The sequence below is a fragment of the Rhizobium sp. NZLR11 genome (assembly GCF_019685115.1).
Taxonomy (GTDB): Bacteria; Pseudomonadota; Alphaproteobacteria; order Rhizobiales; family Rhizobiaceae; genus Rhizobium.
Window position 1 is genome coordinate 228,768 of sequence record NZ_JABDWD010000001.1, and the last position, 22,507, is coordinate 251,274.

The 22,507-nt window shown below is 61.9% G+C and carries 19 protein-coding genes and 1 riboswitch; of the genes, 8 read left to right on the forward strand and 11 right to left on the reverse strand.

Translation table 11 applies throughout. From position 1 onward, the window contains the following. Positions 1–13: 13 nt before the first annotated feature. Positions 14–1,087, reverse strand: coding sequence for a putative urea ABC transporter substrate-binding protein (locus tag HJB83_RS01075; protein ID WP_221131174.1), 1,074 nt, complete (start codon positions 1,085–1,087; stop codon positions 14–16). 74 nt (positions 1,088–1,161) lie between these two features. Continuing rightward, positions 1,162–1,269, reverse strand: a riboswitch (guanidine-I (ykkC/yxkD leader). Between the two features lie 220 nt (positions 1,270–1,489). Continuing rightward, complete coding sequence (locus HJB83_RS01080) at positions 1,490–2,407, reverse strand: helix-turn-helix domain-containing protein (RefSeq protein ID WP_221131175.1); 918 nt, start codon at positions 2,405–2,407, stop codon at positions 1,490–1,492. An 86-nt stretch (positions 2,408–2,493) separates the two neighbouring features. Here HJB83_RS01080 and HJB83_RS01085 point away from each other — a divergent pair, with 86 nt between their 5' ends. The 5 genes from HJB83_RS01085 (at position 2,494) to HJB83_RS01105 (ending at position 8,696) form a co-directional block, all read left to right on the forward strand. Further along, positions 2,494–3,768: an extracellular solute-binding protein gene (locus HJB83_RS01085; protein ID WP_221131176.1), complete on the forward strand. Its 1,275-nt coding sequence runs from the start codon at positions 2,494–2,496 to the stop codon at positions 3,766–3,768. Positions 3,769–3,854: 86 nt separating this feature from the next. Then, complete coding sequence (locus tag HJB83_RS01090; protein ID WP_221131177.1) at positions 3,855–4,715, forward strand: carbohydrate ABC transporter permease; 861 nt, start codon at positions 3,855–3,857, stop codon at positions 4,713–4,715. Then, positions 4,712–5,548, forward strand: coding sequence for a carbohydrate ABC transporter permease (locus HJB83_RS01095; RefSeq protein ID WP_221131178.1), 837 nt, complete (start codon positions 4,712–4,714; stop codon positions 5,546–5,548). The genes HJB83_RS01090 and HJB83_RS01095 overlap by 4 nt, the downstream gene beginning before the upstream one ends. A gap of 24 nt (positions 5,549–5,572) precedes the next feature. After that, positions 5,573–6,655, forward strand: coding sequence for an ABC transporter ATP-binding protein (locus tag HJB83_RS01100; RefSeq protein ID WP_221131179.1), 1,083 nt, complete (start codon positions 5,573–5,575; stop codon positions 6,653–6,655). Between the two features lie 37 nt (positions 6,656–6,692). Further along, positions 6,693–8,696, forward strand: a complete 2,004-nt coding sequence (locus HJB83_RS01105; RefSeq protein WP_221131180.1) for an aldo/keto reductase — start codon at positions 6,693–6,695, stop codon at positions 8,694–8,696. Between the two features lie 42 nt (positions 8,697–8,738). Here the strand turns inward: HJB83_RS01105 and cydX are convergent, their stop codons facing one another. The 7 genes from cydX to HJB83_RS01140 form a co-directional block, all read right to left on the reverse strand. Beyond that, a complete protein-coding gene (cydX, locus tag HJB83_RS01110; RefSeq protein ID WP_207585873.1) occupies positions 8,739–8,861 on the reverse strand; it encodes a cytochrome bd-I oxidase subunit CydX in 123 nt (40 codons plus the stop codon). Between the two features lie 13 nt (positions 8,862–8,874). Then, positions 8,875–10,029 (reverse strand): cytochrome d ubiquinol oxidase subunit II, encoded by a 1,155-nt coding sequence (gene cydB / locus HJB83_RS01115; protein WP_207585874.1) that lies wholly within the window; start codon positions 10,027–10,029, stop codon positions 8,875–8,877. Positions 10,030–10,034: 5 nt separating this feature from the next. Continuing rightward, positions 10,035–11,615, reverse strand: a complete 1,581-nt coding sequence (locus HJB83_RS01120) for a cytochrome ubiquinol oxidase subunit I (RefSeq protein WP_207585875.1) — start codon at positions 11,613–11,615, stop codon at positions 10,035–10,037. Positions 11,616–11,691: 76 nt separating this feature from the next. Beyond that, a complete protein-coding gene (locus tag HJB83_RS01125; RefSeq protein WP_221116210.1) occupies positions 11,692–13,380 on the reverse strand; it encodes an amino acid ABC transporter ATP-binding/permease protein in 1,689 nt (562 codons plus the stop codon). Further along, positions 13,377–15,122, reverse strand: a complete 1,746-nt coding sequence (cydD, locus tag HJB83_RS01130; RefSeq protein ID WP_221131181.1) for a thiol reductant ABC exporter subunit CydD — start codon at positions 15,120–15,122, stop codon at positions 13,377–13,379. The genes HJB83_RS01125 and cydD overlap by 4 nt, the downstream gene beginning before the upstream one ends. A gap of 4 nt (positions 15,123–15,126) precedes the next feature. Further along, positions 15,127–15,705, reverse strand: a complete 579-nt coding sequence (locus HJB83_RS01135) for a GbsR/MarR family transcriptional regulator (protein ID WP_207585878.1) — start codon at positions 15,703–15,705, stop codon at positions 15,127–15,129. A gap of 277 nt (positions 15,706–15,982) precedes the next feature. Further along, the gene (locus tag HJB83_RS01140; RefSeq protein ID WP_221131182.1) at positions 15,983–16,582 is read right to left on the reverse strand and encodes a HupE/UreJ family protein; all 600 of its coding nucleotides are present in this window, start codon (positions 16,580–16,582) and stop codon (positions 15,983–15,985) included. 270 nt (positions 16,583–16,852) lie between these two features. On the opposite strand from HJB83_RS01140, the gene HJB83_RS01145 reads away from it, so the two are divergent. Further along, positions 16,853–17,884: a hydroxyacid dehydrogenase gene (locus HJB83_RS01145; RefSeq protein ID WP_221116207.1), complete on the forward strand. Its 1,032-nt coding sequence runs from the start codon at positions 16,853–16,855 to the stop codon at positions 17,882–17,884. 18 nt (positions 17,885–17,902) lie between these two features. Here the strand turns inward: HJB83_RS01145 and HJB83_RS01150 are convergent, their stop codons facing one another. Continuing rightward, positions 17,903–18,910 carry a Tim44 domain-containing protein gene (locus HJB83_RS01150; protein WP_207585881.1) on the reverse strand — a complete coding sequence of 336 codons (1,008 nt, stop codon included), beginning with the start codon at positions 18,908–18,910 and terminating at the stop codon, positions 17,903–17,905. Between the two features lie 84 nt (positions 18,911–18,994). Then, a complete protein-coding gene (locus HJB83_RS01155) occupies positions 18,995–19,453 on the reverse strand; it encodes a YbaK/EbsC family protein (RefSeq protein ID WP_221131183.1) in 459 nt (152 codons plus the stop codon). 346 nt (positions 19,454–19,799) lie between these two features. On the opposite strand from HJB83_RS01155, the gene HJB83_RS01160 reads away from it, so the two are divergent. Beyond that, complete coding sequence (locus tag HJB83_RS01160; RefSeq protein WP_221131184.1) at positions 19,800–21,146, forward strand: extracellular solute-binding protein; 1,347 nt, start codon at positions 19,800–19,802, stop codon at positions 21,144–21,146. Between the two features lie 59 nt (positions 21,147–21,205). Further along, a complete protein-coding gene (locus HJB83_RS01165) occupies positions 21,206–22,507 on the forward strand; it encodes a carbohydrate ABC transporter permease (RefSeq protein WP_221131185.1) in 1,302 nt (433 codons plus the stop codon).

Below are 22,507 nucleotides of genomic sequence, written 5' to 3' on the forward strand. Positions count from 1 at the left end.
GCTTGGACATCGCTTAGAGCGAACCGTCGGCGGCCGCCTTCATGTAGGTCTCGGTGAAGCGCAGCTTGACGTTGCCGCCGTCGCCGAGAACCTTGCCATCGGGCATTTCGATGCCGATGACGTCGGCAGACGGCGCGCCGTTGCCGAGCAGGCCCTTCTCGAACAGGAAGGCGCGGACGAGATCCATCGTCTTCGGAAGGCCGCCCGAGGCGGTGAAGGCAACGGCATCGGCCGGCTTGGCAAACAGCTTGGTGGCTGCAAGCTGGGATTCGAAGCCCTTGAGATCGGTGCCGGATGCCTGGCCCATCGCCTCGCGCGCGGCCTTGCCGTCGGCACTGTCGGCGGTCAGCAGTGCTGCGGTCTCATACCAGATGCCGGCGAGCGCCTTGCCGAAATTCGGATTGTCCTTCAGCACGGCTGTGTTGGCGACCATCAGGTCGATGATCTCGCCCGGCACCTGCGAGCTGTCAAAGACCTTCTTGGCCGTGGGATCCTCGAGGATGGTCGAGACCAGCGGGTTCCAGGTGACGACCGCGGTCACGTCTGCCGTCTTGTAGGCGGCGACCATGTCGGCATCGGAGGTGTTGACCACTTTCACGTCGCGCTCGGTCATCTTGATGCTTTCAAGCGCACGGGCCAGCAGGTAATGCGAGACGGAAAATTCGACGAGATTGACGTTCTGGCCCTTGATGTCGGCAAGGCTCGCCTTGTCCTTCAGGATGACCGCGTCATTGCCGTTCGAGAAGTCACCGACGATCACGGCCGTCGTATCGACGCCGCCGGCGGCCGGGATCGACAGGCCGTCCATATTGGTCAGTGTCACGGCATCGAAGGCGCCGGCCGTATACTGGTTCATCGATTCGACGTAGTCGTTGAACTGGGTCACCTCGATCTTGATGCCGTATTTGTCGGCCCATTTCTTGACGATGCCGTGATCGGCGGCGTAACCCCAGGGCATCCAGCCGACATAGATCGACCAGGCGACCTTGAAATCGGTCTTCTGCTCGGCCTTCGCGACGGAGCCGAGCCCGAGCGCCAGGGACGCCGTCAGCGCGGCAATCGATAGGATCTTCGAAAAAGTCTGCATTGAAATTCCCCTTTTGCTTTTCTTCAAAAGGGATCGGCAATGACCATCGTGCCGCCAATCCCTTGGGTTACGAGGTCTCCCGGGCTTTTGTCCCGCCGTGCACCCGGCGGGATGTTTCCCTCGCCGGTGGCAGCTCTCGGACCAGCACGTCTTACGACGCCGGAACCCTAGCCACCAACTCTGCAACTATCGAAGCAAAGTGTGTGCCAAATTATAAATCATTGATTTCATTGAGAACGGCGATGGCATCGATTATCTGGCAGATGCATAGTGCATGCACTTGCACAGAAAATACGCGCATCTGCCGCCGTCTTAGGCGCTGTTCCTTTTTTGTCTAGCGAGAACAAGTGGCAGGCAGAACACGCAGAACGCCGAATTGCGACCTACCGTCAGCCAGAGTGTTTAGTTGCGGAAGGCGTCGGCGGGGATCGTCGTCACCAGCCGGATATCGCGGCGGAAGTCCGATGGCGACATGCCGGCGATGTGACGGAAGGATTTGTTGAAGGCGCTGATCGAGCCGAAGCCGCTGTCCATCGCCACCTGCAGCACGTTGGCGCCTTCGCTCATCAACATCGCCTGCGCGCGCGACAGCCGCAGCAGCGTCACATATTTGCTGAGCGTCATGCCGGTGGATCGCTTGAACAGGTTCATCGCATATTTCGGATGCAGGTCGGCGGCGCGGGCGATATCGACCGAATCGATGTCGTGCAGAAAATTGGCGGCGATGAAATCGCACATGCGGGCGACGCTGCGCGAAGAATGCGAATGCGGGTGATCGCCATCGAGATTGATGGCCGCCTGCGAGGTCATCGAATAGGGTTCGAGCGCGATGCGCTCGATGCGCAGCAGCAGTTCGTCGACGGCATGCTGGGCCTTGGCGGGATTGCCTGAGTTGGCGTAGCGGAACCAGCGGGCGAAGTTGTCGACGTCTGCGGTATCCGTTGCCGAAGTCAGCAATGTCTCGCCCTTCATCAGCCGACTGGAAATGCTGATCGGCAGGCGCAGCCGGAAGAAATAGACGAGCGGCAGATGAGCCCCCGCATAGAGCGAATCATCTGAGGATTCATCCATCTGATGCGGCTGACCACCCCAGAAGAGGCACATTTCGCCGGCGTTCAGCCGGAATTCGTGGTCGCTCATGCGGTAATGCACGGTGCCGCGAATCACATAATTGACTTCGACCTGCGCATGCCAGTGCGGCATGGCCATGACAGCTGGATGGTCGTGAAATATTTGCAGCGCTGTCGGCAGGCCCTCGATGCTGCTTGCGCCGGGCTGATAGATTGCACGTGTGCCGACCTTACTTTCCGCCAAATCCATATTCCCTTTTTAGGAGACAGCCGCTCCCTTGCAGATAGTCTAAGCGCGTTCGTGAAAGATCGGCAATTGAAAAGGGAGGATTTTCAATGCGCTTCAAACTTCTCGCTGCAACTGCAGCTGTTGCACTGCTTGCTTCCGGCTCCGCATTCGCGCAGTCGGCCAATCTCACCATCTGGAGCTGGAATGTCGCCGCATCGGCATTGAAGTCCACGCTTCCAGGCTTCAACAAACAGTTTCCCGATATCAAGGTCACCGTCGAGGACCTTGGAAACGGCCAGGTGTTCGACAAGATGCTGGCCGCCTGCGCTGCCGGCGGCGACGGCCTGCCCGACATCGTCAGCGTCGAGAATTTCGAGGCTGAAATCTTCTGGAGCCGTTTCCCGGATTGTTTCGCCAATCTGAAGGAGCTCGGCTACACACCCGAGATCCAGGCGAAATTCCCTGACTTCAAGCGCACAGAGCTTGAGGTCGGCGATGTCGCCTATGCCATGCCGTGGGATTCCGGTCCTGTTGCCGTCTTCTATCGCCGCGATCTCTACGAAAAGGCCGGCGTCGACCCGAGCACGATCAACACCTGGGACGATTTCATCGCCGCCGGCAAGAAGATATCAGCCGCCAATCCCGGCGTCGTGATGGCTCAGGCCGATTTCAACGGCGACAGCGAATGGTTCCGCATGCTCGCCAATGAACAGGGCTGCGGCTATTATTCGACCGATGGCCAGAATATCACCATCAACCAACCGGCCTGCGTCGCCTCGCTGCAAAAGGTGAAGGAAATGAAGGACGCCGGCACGCTGACGGCGGCCAACTGGGACGAAAAGATCCAGGCCAACACCGCCGGCAAGGCGGCAAGCCAGCTGTATGGCGGCTGGTATGAAGGCACAGTGCGCTCGACCTCTCCCGATCTCAAGGGCAAATGGGGCGTCTACAAGATGCCGAGCCTGACGGCCGACGGCCCGCATGCTGCCAATCTCGGTGGTTCGTCGCTCGCCATTTCGGCGACCTCGGCAAACAAGGAAGCCGCCTGGAAATTCGTCAACTACGCCCTCGGCACCAATGAGGGTCAGATCACCATGCTGAAGGAATTCGGCCTGGTGCCGTCGCTGCTTTCGGCCGAGAAGGATCCCTTCATCAGCGAGCCGCAGCCCTATTGGGGTGGCCAGAAGGTCTGGGCCGATATCCTGGCGACGCTGCCGAAGATCGTACCCAGCCGCGGCACCGCCTTCCAGAGCGATGCCGACGCCATCTTCAAGGCAACGCAGACGAAGTTCTTCTCCGGCGGCTATCCCGATGCGAAGGCGGCTCTCGACGATGCCGCCAAGCAGATCGCTTCGGCGACCGGGCTTCCAGTGGCGCAATGAATGACGACGCCGGGTGCTTCAGGCGCCCGGCTTTCCCCCGGTTTGCAAGGCGGCCGGTCATTCGTTCGTGAGGAGGAGGAGGCTCGATGCCGTTCAGAACCCGGAGCGCCTATGCGTTCCTTGCGCCCTATTTGCTGGTCTTTGCCACTTTCTGGGTCTGGCCCATCATCAATTCGTTCCTGATTTCCTTTCAGAACACCCGCATCAATCCGTGGAAATACAGTTTCCAGGCCAATTGGGGCCGGCTCTTCTACGACCCGGCCTTTTACAACGCTCTTTATAACACGCTGATCATCCTGGTGATCCAGGTGCCGGTGATGATCGCTTTTGCGACCGTCATGGCCGTGCTGCTCAATTCGCCGCTCTTGAAAGCGCGCCCGCTCTTCCGTTTCGCCTTCTTTGCGCCCGTCGTCGTCGGCGAGGTCGCCTATGCCGCCGTGTTCCGGCTGATGTTCAGCCTCGATTTCGGCATCATCAACAAGCTGATCTCCGCCGTCGGCCTCAGCCCGGTTTCCTGGTTCGACAATGCCAATGCCGCCATGGCGCTGATCATTATCGCCGTCACCTGGCGCTGGGCCGGTTATAACGCCATTATCATCCTGTCCGGCCTGCAGTCGATTCCGGACGATGTCTACGAGGCTGCCACACTCGACCGGGTGAGCAAGGTACAGCAGTTCTTTCACATCACCCTGCCGCTTCTGAAGCCGATCATCCTCTTCTGCGTGGTGCTCTCGGTGATCGGCACCATGCAGCTCTTCACCGAGCCCTACCTCATTACCTATCGCGGCGGCCCCGGCGGCGGCACCGAGACGCTCGGCCTGTTGCTCTACCGCCAAGGCTTCACGTCGCTGAACTTCGGCTATGCCTCGGCAATCGCCTACACGATGGCGGCCCTAGCCGTGGCCATTTCGCTTCTCAATCTCTGGCTCGGGAGGGATCCGAAATGAGATCCAGGTCGCAATCCCTTCTCTTGCGCCAGATTGCGCTGCACGCCGCGCTGGCGCCGCTCGCGCTGATCTGGCTGTTTCCGCTCTGGATGATGTTCGTCTTCTCGACAATGCCCGACAACGGCATCTTCAGTCCCGAGATCGTGCTCTGGCCATCGACCAACTTCGTCGAGAATTTCAAGAATCTGCAGGCGGACACCGATTTCATCGGCGCCATGGCGATCTCCATCGGCGTCGCGATCATCTATACTTTCCTGTCGGTGATGCTGACCTCGATGGCGGGCTGGGCGCTGGCGCGTTACCGTTTCGTCGGCCGCTCCATCGTCATCGCCATCATCCTCGGCACGATCACGCTGCCCTTCTCCGTCGTCGTCATCCCGCAATTCATCATGGTGGCCCGCGAGTTCCGGCTGGCGAATACATGGGTGGCGCTGATCGTGCCGCCGCTGTTCAATTCGCTCGGCGTGCTGTTCATGCGCCAATCTTTCTCGATGATGCCGGGCGAACTTTTCGATGCGGCCCGTGTCGAAGGCGTCAAGGAGTGGCAGATCTTCCTGCGCATCGCACTGCCGCTGGCGCGCCCGACCATGGCGGCACTGGCGATCATCCTCTTCCTCGTCTCTTGGAACAACTATCTCTGGCCGCTGCTCATCAATTCCAAACCGGGAATGATGACAGCGCCGGTGGCATTGGGAACGCTGATCGGCCTCACCAAGGTTTCCTGGGGCGGCATCATGGCCGGCGCGATGCTGCTGACGGCGCCGATTCTCGTCATTTTTGTGGCTCTCCAGCGCCATTTCATCGCCGGCATCGCCGCCGGCGCAATCAAGTAAACGGGCAAGGAACCGGAGAGCCGCATGGCAGAGCTTTCACTCAGCAATATCGTCAAGCGCTTTGGCGGCTTTGAGATCATTCACGGCGCCAATCTGGAGGTGAAGGACGGCGAATTCGTCGTTTTCGTCGGCCCGTCCGGCTGCGGCAAGTCCACGCTGCTCAGGATGATCGCCGGTCTCGAGGACATTACCTCGGGAGAGCTCAGGATCGGCGGCAGGGTCGTCAACGACGTCGAGCCGGCCGATCGCGGCATCGCCATGGTCTTTCAGTCCTATGCGCTCTATCCGCACCTGACGGTCGAGGAAAATTTGAGCTTCGGCCTGCGGATGAACGGCAACCCGAAGGCCGATACCGAGCGGCGCGTACGCCATGTCGCAGAAATCCTGCAGATCACCGAGCTGATGAAGCGGCGGCCGAAGCAGCTTTCCGGCGGCCAGCGCCAGCGCGTCGCAATCGGCCGCGCCATCGTCCGCGAACCGGAGGTTTTCCTGTTCGACGAGCCTTTGTCGAATCTCGACGCCGAACTGCGCGTGCAGATGCGCGTCGAAATATCCAGGCTGCACAAGCAGCTCGGCACGACGATGATCTACGTCACCCACGACCAGACGGAAGCGATGACGCTCGCCGACAGGATCGTCGTGCTGCGCGCCGGCAATATCGAGCAGATCGGCGCGCCGCTCGACCTTTACGACGATCCCGCCAACCAGTTCGTCGCCGGCTTCGTCGGCTCGCCGAAGATGAATTTCCTCAAAGCGATGGTGGTTGAGACGCAGCAGGGCAGGGTGGTGATCGCGCTGGAAAGCGATGCCAATATGCGCCTGCCGCTGCCAGTCACCGAACCCATCGAAGCCGGCACGAAGGTGACACTCGGCATCCGTCCCGAACATTTCGTCGATGCCGGCATGGGCGATGCCGATCTCACCGTCGCCATCGACGTCGCCGAGCATCTCGGCAACACCAGCTACATCTACGCCGCCATCGGCGGCGAGCAGCTGATCATCGAGCGGCCGGAATCGCGCACCGCCGGCAACCGCGAGACGCTGACCGTCGGCCTTCCCGCAAGCCACACATTCCTTTTCGACGGCGCCGGCAAACGGCTTCGCTAAATCGCAATCCCAAGGCAGAAAGACGAAAGAGGTTTCTATGACTTCCGATCAACCGATCCGCTGGGGCATCATCGGCCCCGGCACCATCGCCCGCACCTTTGCAGACGGCGTCGCCCATTCGCGCACCGGCAAACTGGTGGCGATCGCCACACGCAATCCTTCCAAGCCTGGACTTGCCGAAAACTTCCCCGGCGCCCGCATCGTCGAGGGTTACGAGGCGCTGCTTTCCGACCCCGAGGTCGATGCGGTCTATATCTCCGTTCCCCATACCGGCCACGCCGAATGGGCGATCAAGGCCGCGCGCGCCGGCAAGCATATCCTTGTGGAAAAGCCGATCGCGCTTTCGGCCTATGATGCCGAAGCCGTTTATTACGAGGCGAAGAAGGCCGGCGTCTTTGCCGGCGAAGCCTTCATGTACCGCGTGCATCCGCAGACGGAAAAACTGGTCGAACTCATCAAGAGCGGCGTCATCGGCACCGTCCGCATCATCCGCTCGAGCTTCGGCTTCAATATGGGCAGCTACAGGCCGGAACACCGGCTGTTCGCCAACGATACCGCCGGCGGCGGCATTCTGGACGTCGGTGGCTACCCGGTGTCGATGGCAAGGTTGATCGCCGGCGCCGCGGAAGGCAAGGCCTTCCTCGAACCGGAGAAGGTTTCGGGCGTCGCTCATCTTGGACAGAGCGGCGTCGACGAATGGGCGTCCGCTGTGCTCAAATTCCCGAACGAGATCATCGCCGAAGTCTCCTGCTCGATCATGGCGCATCAGGACAACGTGCTGCGCATCATCGGCTCCGAAGGTCGGATCGAAGTCGCCGACTTCTGGTTCGCCTCCGGCCACAAGGGCGGCGTCGGCAAGATCGAGATCTTCAAGGGCGGGAAGCAGGATACAATCGAGGTCCGGGAAGACCGCTGGCTCTATTCCTTCGAGGCCGATGCGGCGGGCGATGCCATCCGCGCCGGTAAGACGGAATTCAGCTCTCCCGGCATGAGCTGGGCGGATTCGATCGGAAACCTGCGCGTGCTCGACCAGTGGCGCGCCTCGGTCGGTCTCGAATATGGCGTGGAGAAAGCAAGCAAGCGCACGGCAAACATATCAGGCAGCACGGTCGCGCGCGGCAGCAGCATTCCGCAACGCCAGATTCCCGGCATTTCCAAGCCAGCCTCGGTCGTCACCCTCGGCTTCGAATTCTTCCCGAATTTCGCCGCCGCCTCGCTGACGCTTGATGCCTTCTACGAAGCCGGCGGCAATGCCTTCGACACGGCCTATGTCTATGGAGCCGGTAAGACGGAAGCGATCTTCGGCGACTGGCATACGAGCCGCAAGGTGCCGCGGGAAGAGATCGTGTTGATCGGCAAGGGCGCCCATTCGCCGCTCTGCTATCCCGATATGATCGCCAAGCAGCTCGACCAGTCGCTCGCCCGGCTCAAGACCGACTATGTCGATATCTATTTCATGCATCGCGACAATACCGACGTGCCCGTCGGCGAGTTCGTCGATGCGATGGATGCCGAGGTCAAGCGCGGCCGCATCCGCGGCATCTTCGGCGGATCGAACTGGACGCGCGCGCGTTTCGACGAGGCGATCGCCTATGCCAAAATGACCGGCAAGGCGGCGCCGGCCACACTCTCCAACAACTTCTCGCTCGCCGAGATGCTGGATCCGATCTGGGCCGGCTGCGTCGCCGCCTCCGATGACGATTGGAAAAAATGGCTGAACGAGAAGCAGATACCGAACTTTGCCTGGTCGAGCCAGGGCCGCGGCTTCTTTACCGACCGCGCCGGCCGCGACAAGCGAGACGATGAGGAGATCGTACGGGTCTGGTATTCCGAGCGCAATTTCGGACGCCGCGACCGCGCCATCGAACTGGCGAACAAGCTCGGCCGCAATCCGATCCACATCGCGCTCGCCTATGTGATCGCTCAGCCCTTCCCGGTCATTCCGCTGATCGGGCCGCGCACCGTCGCCGAGCTGGAAGACAGTCTCTCGGCGCTCGACATCAAGCTGACACCCGAAGAGGTGAAGTGGCTGGAAGGCTGATGAAGAGAAAAGGGCGCGGTTCAAGCCGCGCCCTTTCCATATCTACTTCAGCGTCTCGGACGCCCTCTTTCTGGCTGCGTCGTCCATCAGCTCATACCACATGGCGTTGAGGACGGCGAAAGCGGCTGCCAGCGGCAGGCCGAGGATCCATGCAAAATACCACATCGTTTCGTCTCCCTTAGTAAGCGTGGCTGTTTTTGTCGGTGACGGATTTCTCGTCGACCTTGCCCCATAGAACTTTGTAGACCCAGGCCGTGTAGGCAAAAATGATCGGCAGGAAGATCGCCGACACCACCAGCATTATGAACAGCGTCATATGGCTGGAGGATGCATCCCAGACCGTCAGGCTCGATCGCGGATCGAGCGAGGAGGGCAGGATGAACGGGAACATCGAGAGGCCAACCGTCGAGATGATGCCGAAGATCGCCACCTTGCTGAAGAGCAGCGTCATTACCTCGCGCCTTGCCCGCATGGCAATGAAGGCCAGAGCCGCGCCCGCAAAGCCGAGGACGGGTGCCGCGATCATCCACGAATGGGCGCTGTAATTGGCAAGCCACGCGCCTTTCTCCAGCGACACGGTCTTCAAGAGCGGATTGGAAGGCCCGATGGTGCTGATATCGCTGGTGATGCGGTAACCGCCAACGCCGATCCACAGGAAGAGGCCGCCAAGCGCGAAAAGCACGATGGCGGCAAGGGCGGCGATGCTGCCATAACCTCTGGCACGCTCGGCAACCGGGCCACTTGCCTTCAGTACCAGCCAAGCTGCGCCATGCATCGTCAGCATGGCTAGGGAAAGCAGGCCGCAGAGCAGCGCATAGGGGTTGAGCAGAGCAAAGAACGAGCCTTCGTAGAAGATTCGCATGTCGTCGGCAAAGCGGAAGGGCACGCCCTGCAGCACATTGCCGACAGCAACGCCGAAGATCAGCGACGGCACGAAGCCTCCGATGAAGAGCGCCCAGTCCCAGCCGGTGCGCCAATTGGCGCTTTCGCGCTTCGACCGGTATTTGAATCCGACGGGGCGTAGGATGAGCGCGAAGAGGATCGCGAACATCGCCAGATAAAAGCCCGAGAAGGAAACCGCATAAAGCGGCGGCCAGGCGGCGAAGATGGCGCCGCCGGCGAGGATCAGCCAGACCTGATTGCCTTCCCAGGTGGCGCCGATGGTGTTGATCGCCACGCGCCGTTCCGTATCGGTCCGGGCGACGAAAGGCAGAAGCGTGCCGACGCCGAGATCGAAGCCGCCCGTCGTCGCAAAGGCGATCAGCAGCACGCCGAGCAGCACCCACCAGATGAGACGCAGGGTGTCGTAATCGAGGAGTTCGTGAAGGATCATGGCGGTCACTCCGCGGCCGGGACGAGGGTTTCGGAAATCAGCACGGCTTCCGGCTCGTCGTCCGGCTCCGGCCCTTGCTTGATCGCCTTGATCATCAGGCTCATCTCGATGACGATCAGCACCGTATAAAGTGCGCCAAAACCGATAATGGTCAGAAGCACGGTGCCGGCACCAAGGCTGGAGACGGCGGCAGCCGTCGGCAGCACGCCTTCGATCACCCATGGCTGACGGCCGAATTCGGCGACGACCCAGCCGAGTTCGATAGCGACAAAGGGCAGGGGGATCGCCAGCACGGCAATCCGCAGAAGCAGTGGATATTTGTCGAGATGGCGGCGCGCCGACAGCCAGAAGAAGGTGGCGGTCAAGAGGATGAAGAACATGCCGAGGCCGACCATGATACGGAAGGACCAGAAGAGCGTCGGCACGTGCGGGATCGTGTCCCGCGCGGCCTGAGCGATCTGCTCGTCGGTCGCCTGGCGCGGATCGTCGACATAGCGCTTCAAAAGAAGCCCGTAACCGAGATCATGGCCGAGATCCTCGAAGGAACTACGCACCTCCTGCGCCACCTGATCCTGCGCTGGCGCGGCACGGATCTGCGTCAGTGCATCGTAAGCTTTGATGCCATCGCGGATGCGAGTTTCGGCCTGCTGTTCGAGCTTGTCGATGCCCGGGATCTCTGTTGTCAACGACCGTGTGCCGATCAGCCCCATGACCCAGGGGATGTGCACGGCGAAATGCGTCTCGCGCGCTTCCTGATCCGGGAAGCCGAAGGCGGTGAAGGCAGCCGGAGCGGGCTCCGTCTTCCACATGCCCTCGATCGCGGCAAGCTTCATCTTCTGGTTTTCGGTGGCAAGATAACCGCTCTCGTCGCCGAGCACGACGACGGAGAGCGCCGAGGCGAGGCCGAAGGAGGCGGCGACCGTCATCGAGCGCTTGGCAAGTTCGATATGCCGGCCCTTGAGCACATACCAGGCCGAGACGCCGAGTACGAAGATCGAGGCGCAGACATAACCTGCCGATACCGTATGGACGAATTTCGCCTGGGCGACCGGATTGAAGACCACGTCGAAGAAGCTTGTGATTTCCATGCGCATCGTCTGCGGATTGAGCGCCGATCCCACTGGATTCTGCATCCAGCCATTGGCAATGAGGATCCAGAGGGCCGAGAAGTTCGAGCCGAGCGCCACCGCCCAGGTGGCGACGAGATGGCCGACCTTCGACAGCTTGTCCCAGCCGAAGAAGAACAGGCCGACGAAAGTCGCCTCGAGAAAGAAGGCCATCAGGCCTTCGATTGCCAGCGGCGCGCCAAAGATGTCGCCGACATAATAGCTGTAATAGCTCCAGTTCATGCCGAACTGGAATTCCATGACGATGCCGGTGGCGACGCCGATCACGAAATTGATGCCAAACAGCGTGCCCCAGAATTTCGTCATCTGCCGCCAGATCTGGCGGCCGGTCATGACATAGACGGTTTCCATGATCGCCAAGAGTACGGACAGGCCGAGCGTCAGCGGCACGAACAGGAAGTGGTAAAGCGCCGTCAGTGCGAATTGAAAGCGCGATAGCGCAACGATATCTAGTTCCATTTGTCTTTCTCCCACGGTCCCACGGGGTACGGAGCGTTCCTCAGCGCCGGTCGGCGCCTGAGGGCATGCGATTTGCTCAGTCCGGCCGAAGCCGGTCGAGCGCCTTTTCGAACGCCGCCTCTCCACGGCGCGAAACCTCTAGGATGCGGCCGCCTTCGATGACGGCGATGCGGTCCGCGATAACAGCCTCACGGCGGATATGCGTGGCGATCACTAGCGAGCGGCCTGCCGCCATTGCCGAGAGACGTTGGAGGACATCTCGGGCGGTGGCGCCGTCGAGGCCTTCAGTCGGCTCGTCGAGCAGCCACAGCGGCGTGTCGCGCAGGAAGAGCCGGGCAAGCGCCAAGCGACGCGACTGGCCGCCGGAAAGGCCGAGACCGCCTTCGCCAAGTGACGTATCGATCCCTCGCGGCATGGCCTCAACATCGGCAAGCAGACCGGCCGCGGCGAGCACATCCAGAAGACGGGCCTCGCCTGCTTCCGGGTTCGCAAGGGTGAGATTGCCGCGCAGGCTGTCCTCGAAGAGTTCCGTCCGTTGGGTCAGCAGCGTCGTCGTCATCGCGGCGACGCTTCCCGTCTTCGCCGGCAATTCACCGGAGAGCAGAGCGAGCAGGCTCGACTTGCCGGCGCCGCTGCTGCCGACGACGGCAAGGTGTTCGCCCTGTCGAAGCACAAGTCCTATACCCTCGAGAACCGGTACGGCGGAGTTTTCATGGAAGGCGGACACGTCAGCCAGCGAAAAGGCGTATCCCGGCAGTGGCGGCGCCAATGGTTCGGGAGCCGCCGTGGCGGTCAGCCGCGGCACAATGCGCCTTGCCGCCAGCAACGTCCGCCCAAGTTCCAGAGCACCGCGGCGCAACGCCGTAAAGGGTTCGACTGCCGCGAAGGCGACGAGCAGCCCAAGTGCGGCGACAGGCGCGGTAATCACCTTCGTTTCCGCAAGTGCGGCGACGGCGAGCAGCGATCCCGTCAACAGAAGGGTGGAGACAAGGCCGAAGCCAAATGTCAGGCCGGTCTCGATGCGGTTCAGTCGGTCGTCGGCGCAGGCGGAGTGATGGTCGGCGGCAGCGATTGCCTCTCTCTGCGCGCCAAGCCGGCCGGCCATCAGGATATCGGTCTGACCGGCGACGAGATCGATTGTCCGCGACCGCAGCGCCTCGATGCCATGGGCACGCCGGCGGGCATGTTTGCGCGCCGCGCGGCCGGCGATCAAAGGCAGGCCGAGGCCGGCACCGGCGAGAAAAAGGCCGAAGCACAGGCCGAACAATGGATGCATCAGCCCCAGCACGAGGCTTGCCGCAAGGGTAGCGCCGATCGCCACCGCGGCCGGCACGAGAATGCGGAGATACAGGGAGTCGAGCGCATCGATATCGGCCGTCAGCCGGAAGAGCAGCCTTGCAGGACGATGCAAAAGAGAGCGCGCCGCACCCGGTTCGGCGAAGCCACGAAACAGCCTTTCGCGAAGAGCGGCGAGCACGCCGAGCGTCGCGTCATGGGTCGCAAGCCTTTCACCGTAACGTGCTGCCGTGCGGACAATGGCAAGAAGCCGGATTCCCGCCGACGGCGCAAAGACGTCGAAGGTGATGGCGGCGGCGGAAAGGCCGGCAAGCGACGTGGCGGTGATGAACCAGCCGGATAGGCCGAGCAGGCCGATGCCGGCTGTGACCGTCGTCGCCGAAAGTGCGGCGCCGAGCAGGAGCGCGCGCCGGCGCTCGGCAAAAAACAGACGCAGGACCGGTTTGAGGTCTGCAGCAGATGTGCTCATTCGGCGGCCTCCCTCATCATGATATCGGCGTCGATGCGCATGATGCGATGCATGCGTGCGGCAAGCAGCGGATCATGGGTGGCAACGATCAAAGTGCGACCGTTAGCGAGCGAAAGCAGGCTCTCGGTGATCTCCGCGGCGGTCGCGGCATCGAGATGCGCGGTCGGCTCGTCGGCAAGGATGATCCTCAGATGCGGATTGCAGGCCGCACGCGCGATCGCAAGCCGCCGTGCCTCGCCGCCGGAAAGCCCGATCCCGCCCTCGCCGAGCGGCCGGCTGCCATAGGCTTCGGCCACTTTCCCGAGTCTCGCGGCGTCAAGTGCATCGGCAACATCGCCGCGCAGCACGCCGGGTCTGCCAAGCGCGATATTCCCCGCAATGGTGCCGGCAAAGATATGCGGCTTCTGGCCGATCCACGCCATGCCGCCGCGCAAGAGCGCGGCGGTATCATCCGCAAGCTCGAGGCGGCCGATGACGATGCGGCCGCCGGTGCAGGGCGCCAGCCCCGCCATCAGTGAAAGCAGCGTCGATTTGCCGGAACCGCTGGCCCCGAGAAGCGCCAGATGTTCGCCGGCGGCGATATCGAGGTTGAAATCGCCGAGGATCAACGGTTCGTCGGCGCCATAGCGAAAGGCGAGATTTTCAAGTCGAATGGCCGATGCTTCGGCGACGACAGGTACCGCTGACGCGATTTCGGCTGCTCCTCGAATAGACGGGCCGCCGGCAGTCAGACCGTCCAGCGCCTTCAGCGCTGCTTCGCCGGCCGCCCGATCGTGCCAGACTGCCGAGAGTTCACGCAGCGGCTCGAAGAAGGCCGGCGCCAACAGCAGGATGAACAGGCCCTCGGTCAGGTCGAGCCGGCCGACCCAAGTGCCGAAGCGGATTTCGCCGAGCAGGCTGAAGCCGACATAGACGGCAATCATCGCCACGCCGAGCGCGGCGAAAAGTTCGAGCACGGCCGAGGAGAGGAAGGCGATCTTCAGCACCGCCATGGTGCGCACGCGCAGCGATTGCGCCTCCCGGCGCAGCCGCAGCGCCGTTGCCTCAACCGCATCGAGCCCACGGATCGTCGCCAATCCACGCAGCCGATCGAGCAGGAAACCGTTGAGGCCACCGGTCGCAACGAGTTGTCTTTCGCTGGCCGCCTGGGCGCGCCAGCCGATCAATGCCATGAAGATCGGGATCAGCGGCGCGGCAAACAGCAAAACCAGCGCGGCGATCCAGGAGACCGGAAAGAGGACGGCAAGAATTATGAGCGGCACAAGGCTCGCCTTTATACGCGCCGGCTGGAACCGGGCGAGATAGGGCACGATGAGTTCGGCCTGCTCGCCAAGCACGCTTGCGGCTTTGCCGGACGCCGGCCTGCCGCGATCGATCGGCGATGATATCGAGAGTGCCGCAGCGGCGGCCCGCCGCCTGCGGCTGAGCTCAGCGCGCGCGACATGAAAGGCTAGGCGGCCGCCAGCCGCGTCGAGGCAGCTCCTTGCAAATCCGAGCAAGAGGATACCCAAGGCTGGCCAGAGGACGTCCTGCAATGCGCCGCCATCGGCGATGCGCCCGACCGAGACTGCCAGCAGCCCGGCCTGAGGAATCCAGATCGCGGCCGCCAATGCCTGCAGCATCGCTGCTCTGCGCAGCCCGTTTTTCGCGTCATTCGGGCCGGTGATGGACGAGACGGTATCGCCGTTCGGCACCGGTTCGGTCTCTCCCCTGTCCGTCGCGTCGAAGAAAGCGGTGCTCATGGCGCTAACTCTTGTTCGCAGGATTCGGCCGGCGGCTGCGGCCGAGCGAAACGACCCGGTCCTTGGCCTCCAGAAACTTTGTCACTTTCGCGCCCAGCGAGAGTAGCGTTGCGAGCCTTTCGGTTTCAAGTTGTTTTACATCTTCATACCAATGCGTCAGCTGCTCGATCAGCGTGTGCATCTCGCTCATCCGCGACTGCGCATGCCGTTCGGCCTCGCTGGCCGGCCGCTGCATCAGGATCTCCCGCAGAACCGACAGCGTCGGATCGACTTCGCGTTTCTTTCGCTCCTCGGCGAGCGTCCGCAATATGAGCCAGACATCGTCGGGCGTGGTGAAGAAATCGCGGCGATCGTCTGGCTTGTGTTTGAGGATAACGAGGTTCCAGGCCTGCAGTTCGCGGAGGCTCATCGACACGTTGGAGCGCGAAATGCCGAGTGAGTCGGCGATCTCCTCGGCGCAGAGCGATGCGGGGGAAACGAAGAGCAGCGCGTAGATCTGGCCGACTGTGCGGTTGATTCCCCAGCGGGAGCCCATTTCGCCGAAGTGGAGAACGAAGGACTGGACAAGAGGCGGCAGGTTCATCGTTGTTTCCGTTGCGTCTGTGATTTCAGAAATTTCTGAAATCACTATACTGACTTTCGCACCTCGCCGACAACCGGCAAGGCGGCCCTGCGTCAATTTGGACGTCCGTTCGTTGATCGTGCGTCAGATATAGCCTGACGCGGCGTGGCTGGATTTGATTTGGGTCAAGTCCGCCGCACTTTGCAGCAATAATGCAGAAACGCCCGGCATTGCGTTGCGCATGCCGGGCGTTCTCATTGGACGGTGACGTGTGGAGGCGGCTGGAGTGCCGTCAGGCTCAGATCAAGCCGGCCAGAATGCCGACGCCGGATATCGCTGCAATACCACCAGCCGCACGCGTGACGAAGACGCCCTGACGTTCGCCGGCGCGGCCGATGACGTAACCAAGGGCGAGGCCGCCGACATGCAGCAATGCGGTCGCCATCATGAAACCGGCGGCATAAGCGGCACCGGCGGCATTCTCCGGCATTTCCGCGCCGTGGGCGTGGCCGTGGAAGATCGCGAAGAGACCGACGACACCCATCGCAACCGCAGTCGGAGCCTTGACGTTGAGGGCAACGATGGCGCCGAGGACGACGACGGAAAGCGCGATGCCGGTCTCAACGAAGGGAACATTGACGCCGGCAACGCCGAGGGCACCGCCGAACGCCATCACCAGAACGAAGGTCGTCAGCACCAGCCAGATGGCGCGACCACCGAGCTGAAATGCGAAAACGCCGACCATCACCATGGCAAGGATATGATCGAGACCGGAAACCGGATGACTGAAGCCATGGATAAAACCGGACGTCTGACCAACACCGGTATGTGCATAGGCGACGGCTGGAAGCGCGGCGGCAGCCAAGGCAAGCAGGCCGCTCTTGAGTGCTGATTTCATGGCTCATTCCCTCGTGAGTTTTCGAATATCCTGCCACCGCCAAACACAGGCACGGCTCCATGTCGCGCGCATCACGCTAGTTCAAAGAATTCGTGCCGTCAACGAAAATGCCATGAAATAGCAAGGCAATTCAATTGCTTATCTGATAGGCAAATGCCGTTTTCGATAGCTTCTCCCGTTAACCCAAGATCCACCTGGAAACCGCCCCGCACAGGGGCTATCAATCATCGGCGGAGACGGCGCAAATGGCCCGCAACGGAGGAGACGCCCATGACGAATATCGAACGGCCGCTGGCGATCAGCGCGCCCGAGCCACGCACGCTCGATCTGATCTTCAACGACAAGGCGCGCGCCGAACTGCATGCGAAATACGAAATCGTCGAGGCCGATCCCGAGAATATCGCCGGGCTCGGTGACGAGATCCTCGCCAGGACACGTTATATCATCGGCCAGCCGCCGCTTTCGGCGGAAACGCTGGCCAGAATGCCGGCCCTGCGCTCGATCCTCAACGTCGAAAGCAATCTTCTCAACAACATGCCCTATGAGGTGCTTTTTGAGCGCGGCATTCATGTCGTGACGACAGGCCAGGTTTTTGCCGAGCCGGTCGCCGAAATCGGTCTCGGCTTCGCGCTGGCCTTAGCGCGCGGCATCGTCGATGCGGATGTCGCTTTCCGCCAGGGCTTCGAACTCTGGGGAGGGGAGGGCAATGCGAGCGCCCGGCTGATCGCCGGTTCCGAGATCGGCATCGTCGGCTTCGGCGATCTCGGCAAGGCGCTGCGCCGGCTGCTGTCCGGCTTCAGGACGCGCGTCAGGGTGTTCGATCCCTGGCTGCCCCGCTCGATCCTCGAGGAAAACGGAGTCGAGCCGGCAAGCCTGGACGATGTTCTGACAAAGAGCGATTTCGTCTTCGTCGTCGCCGCCGTCACCAGCGAAAACAAGGGATTTCTCGGCACCGAGGCCTTCGCCAGCATGCGCAGGGGCGCGGCCTTCATCCTGCTCAGCCGCGCCGACGTCGTCGATTTCGAAGCGTTGATGGCGGCCGTCTCGTCAGGCCAAATCGTCGCGGCAAGCGACGTCTATCCGCAAGAGCCGCTGCCGCCCGATCATCCGGTGCGGAGCCTGAAAGGCTTCATCCGCTCGGCGCACCGGGCCGGAGCGCTCGACAGCGCCTTCAAGAAGATGGGCGACATGGTACTCGAAGACATGGACCTGATGGATCGCGGCCTACCGCCGATGCGCTGCAAGCGGGCGGAACGCGAAACGGTTTCGCGCATGCGTTCTAAACCGGTCGCGGTGAATTAAGCCAGGAGAGGCGCCACCTCAGGCGGCGCGCTGCTCACTTCCCTGGATCGCGGCGAGCTTCCAGTCTGCGCCGGGCTTGCGCACGAAGGTCCAGACCTCAGTGCTTTCGCTCGGGCGGCGATCGTCGCCGGAAACGACGCGGCCGCTGTCGCGTTCGACCATGGCATCGATCGAGGAGTAACGCATGGCGAGAGTCGCATATTCCCCGCCATCTTCGCGCCAGGCCTCGGCGATATCACCCTGCAGCAGCTTGACGTCGGAGACCCGGTTACGCACGCCGTTGGTGGCGTTTTCGCCGAGCTCCTCGGCAAGATAGGACATTGCCTCAGGCGTCGTCAGCTTGCGCAACGTACCGTAGTCTTCGGCACCGTAAGCGGTCTGAACGTCGGTCAGCAATTCCTCGAACTGGTCGAGATCGGCCTGCGCGAGCCCGATCTCGTCGCTCGGGCGGTTGCCGCGCGAGGACGAACCTGAACCGGCAGCCGAGCCAATCGTCGGGACCTGGAAGGACGAGTTGCGTGCTGGCGACATGCCATAGGACTGGCTAAAGGAGCCGCTTTGGCCACCGGCACCGTAGGAAGGCTGGCGGCGGTTAGCGAAATAACGCATGGCGAGCACGATGGCGCCGCCGATCAGCGCGATCTGCAGAAGCATGCCGAGGAAGCCGAAGCCGCCGCCGAAACCGTGACCGAGCAGCATGCCGAGGAGGCCGCCGGCAATCAGGCCGCCGATCATCGAACGGCCAAAGCCGCCGAAGAGACCGGGGCGTTGGGCGCCGAAGGGCTGCTGCGCGGTCGCAGGTGCCGTCGTCTGCGGACGCGGCGTCATCGATCGTTCGATCGGCGCGACGGGGGCGGGCGCGGTTTGGGTGACAGGTGGAGCCTGGAAGGTGCGGGTACCGCGGCTTCCGAAACCGCCGCTGCCGGCCCGGCGCGCTTCTGCATCGTCAAGGGAAGCAAAAACGGTTGCGCTCGTCAGAGCGGCAATTGCCGCGAACTTGGCAAAACGCGAAATGGCACTCGGCATTCCTGATCTCCTGTCATGCGCAGTCACGGCATGTCAGGATAGAATATAGGTACTCTTTCGCAGGTTTGAAGTTTTTTCACCGCCTTACTGGCAGACATCGACCCAGCTGGCGCCGGTCAGCTCGGCCAGCCGCCCGGTCTCGATGCGCACGGCCGAATTCGTCGAGCCGGCCGCGGGCACCACTTCATCGAAGCGTTTCAGCGAGATATCGCAATAGATGGGCAGCGGCGAGGGCAGGCCGAAGGGGCAGACGCCGCCGACCGGATGGCTGGTGACCGCCACCACCTCTTCGGCGTCGAGCATGCGTCCCTTGGCTCCGAACGTGTCCTTGAATTTGCGATTGTCGAGCCTTGCCGTGCCGCCGGCAACGACCAGCATCATCTGCTCGCCGACGCGCAGGCAGATCGTCTTGGCGATCTGGGCGGGCTCGACGCCATGGGCTTCAGCGGCAAGCGCTACCGTCGAGGAGCTCTCGGCGGTTTCGATGATGTCGATATCGGGTGCATGCGCACGCAGGAAAGCGCGGACGGATTCAATGCTCATGGCCGGATGCTAGCGCATCGGCCCGGAAATCGGAACCGATTTTCGGAAAGCACGATGCGCGGATCGAAAGTGCTGCAGCGTCCCTTGCGCGTCTCGAAGAGCGCGGCGCTGCAGGAGGAAAAGCGCAATTTGCAGCGCAAAAGGCACAGGCCGAAAACCGCCGCTTGCAAGTCGCCCAGACATCGTCATAATAATTTTGCACACGTGCTCAATTTTGTCATTCGGCCGTTACATCGAAGCCTTAGAGCGGACATCGTCACGTTTTCGTGGGGTTTCGGAGCGGCCATCATCAGCAGTGCTGACCCGCCAAGAGGCTTCACACTGCTCTTCTAGGGAGACGAAGAAAATGACCATCTTGCCGACACTGAAATCCCTTGCCGTCGCGGCCGCCATCCTGGCCTCGAGCTCTGCAATTGCGCTCGCCAAGGACGTTCACATTAGCGTCTGGGCTGGCGGCACCGGCCCTAACGACGTCTATCGCCTGGACGCCATCGAGATCGCAGCCCAGCAGCTGCAGCGCGAAGCCGCCCTCAAGGGCGAAGACCTGAAGATCACCGTCGAGAAGAAGCCCTATACCGCCTGGGAGGACTTCAAGCAGGCGCTGACCCTTGCCGCGGAAGCCAAGACCGCGCCGAACATCGTCGTCAGCGGCCATGAAGACATCGCGCCCTGGTCGCAGGCAGGCCTCATCGTTCCAATCGAGGATTACGTCGATCTCGACTCCTGGCCGCTCAGCGACATCTATGAAAACCTGTTGAAGATCGCCTCTTACAACGGCACCGTCTACGGCATTCCGCAGGATGCCGAGTCCCGTCCGATGTTCTTCTGGAAGCCCTACATGAAGGCGATCGGCTACAGCGACGCCGATCTGGATGCGTTGCCGCAGAGTGTGCAGGACGGCAAGTATACCATGAAGAACCTGCTCGAAGACGCCAAGAAGATGCAGGACAAGGGCCTCGTCCAGCCCGGCTACGGTTTCTATCCCCGCACCAGCAACGGACCTGACTACTGGCAGTTCTACACCAGCTTCGGCGGCACGATGGAAGAAGGCGGCAAGCTCGTTTTCGACAAGGCCGCGATGACCCGCACCTATCAGTTCTTCGCCGATGCTGTGAAATCAGGTGTCACCAAGAAGAACCATATCGGCATGCCGGGCGACCAGTGGTGGAAGGAAGTCGCCACCGGCAAGGCTGGCATCTGGGACGGCGGCACCTGGCACTATGCCCGCCTCGTCAACCAGGAAGGCCTCAAGGACTTCTTCGGCAATGTGATCTTCACGCTGATCCCCGCCGGCGAAGGCGGCAAGGCCAACACGCTGACCCATCCGCTCGTCTACCTCTTGACCGCAGGTCACGACAAGGAAGACACGGAGATCGCCGCCCAGCTGATCAAGATCGCCTCCGAGCCGCGCACCAACGCGCTGCATGCGGTCAAATCGGCCCATCTCGGCATCTCCAAGTCGGAATCCACCGTCGACTTCTACTCGGCCGACCGCTGGACCCGCGAAGCCACCGAGCGCCTGCTCCCGCATGCCAATGCGATGCCGAACAATTCCGATTTCGGCAAATATTGGAACATCATGTGGAAGAACCTCGAAGCGTCCTGGACCGGCGCCAAGACCGTCGACGCCGCCGTCGGCGATGCCGAGAGCGAGCTGAAAAGCACGCTCGGCGACAAGATCGTCATTCGCTGAAACATGCCTCCGGGTGGCGGCAACCCCGCCGCCCGGTCGGTTCCGCGAGGAGGTCTTCCATGAAATCGTCCAGAACGCTCGGACTGGTGATGATCGCGCCTGCGGCGGTCATGATCATCCTGTTCTTCCTGATGCCGGTGGTTCTGACGGCAGTCTTCTCGATGACCAACATGACGACGGCGACCGGCATTTCCGGCGGCGTCTACCAGATCGCCCCCAACTCCCTGATAGCGCTGAAATCGGCGATGCCCGAGATCGCTGCCGAGATGGCCGAACCGCGCTACACAATCGACGAGGCGGGCCTCACGGCCGTCGAGGGCCTCGGGATGGCGCCGGGAATTGTCGCGGAACTGCGCGCCAAACATATCGGCGAGGTCTTCCCGGCACGCCGCGATGTCGAGCGCATGATCAAGGATCTCGCCGAGCGACCTTCGACACGTGAGGTCAAGCAGACCTCCGAACAGTTCAACCGTTCCGTCCTCAACACCCGCTTCGACAGCAAGGAGCAGCTCTTTTCAGCGCTGGACAAGCTGGGTTTCAAGCTGACGCCGGAGCAGAAGGAAATCGTCGCCAAGACCACCTATACCGGCTGGACCTGGACGACCGAGAATTTCTCACGCATGGCCAGTTCGCCCGACATGGCGCGTGTGCTTTTCAATACCGTGCTCTATGTCGCGCTGGTGCTGACGCTCTTCAATGTCGGTTATGCCCTGCTGCTTGCCATCTGGACACATTATATGCCGCCGGCGCCTGCCTCGATCTTTCGCGGCATCTGGCTCCTGCCGCGCATCACGCCCGTCGTCATCTACGTGCTGCTGTGGAAGTGGCTCGCCTGGGACAGCGGCTTCATCTCTATTTTGATGGGCAAGTTCGGCTACCTCCCGAAGAACTACCTGCTCGACACCGCCTATAATGCCTGGTTCTTCGTCGTGTTGATCAACGGCTTCATCGGCGCTTCGATGGGAATGCTGGTGTTTTCCTCGGCAATGAAAGCCATTCCGAAGAGCCAGTTCTACGCGAGCGAGGTCGACGGCGCCTCGCGCTGGCAGCAGATCCGCTACATCATCCTGCCGCAGATGCGCTGGCCGATCCTCTTCGTCACCTGCTACCAGACGCTGTCGCTGCTGGCGTCGTTCAATGAAATCCTGCTTGCCACCAATGGCGGGCCGGGCAACGCCACCGAGGTATGGGCGCTTGCGGCCTATCACACCGCGCTCCGGAATTATGCCGGCAATCTCGAATACGGGCTGGGCGCGGCCATGGCGCTGGTGCTCGTCGTCATCGGCGTGACGCTGTCGCTCCTCTATCTGCGCGTCTTCAACTACGGCACGCTTGTCGCCAAGCCCCTGATCGAGGATTGA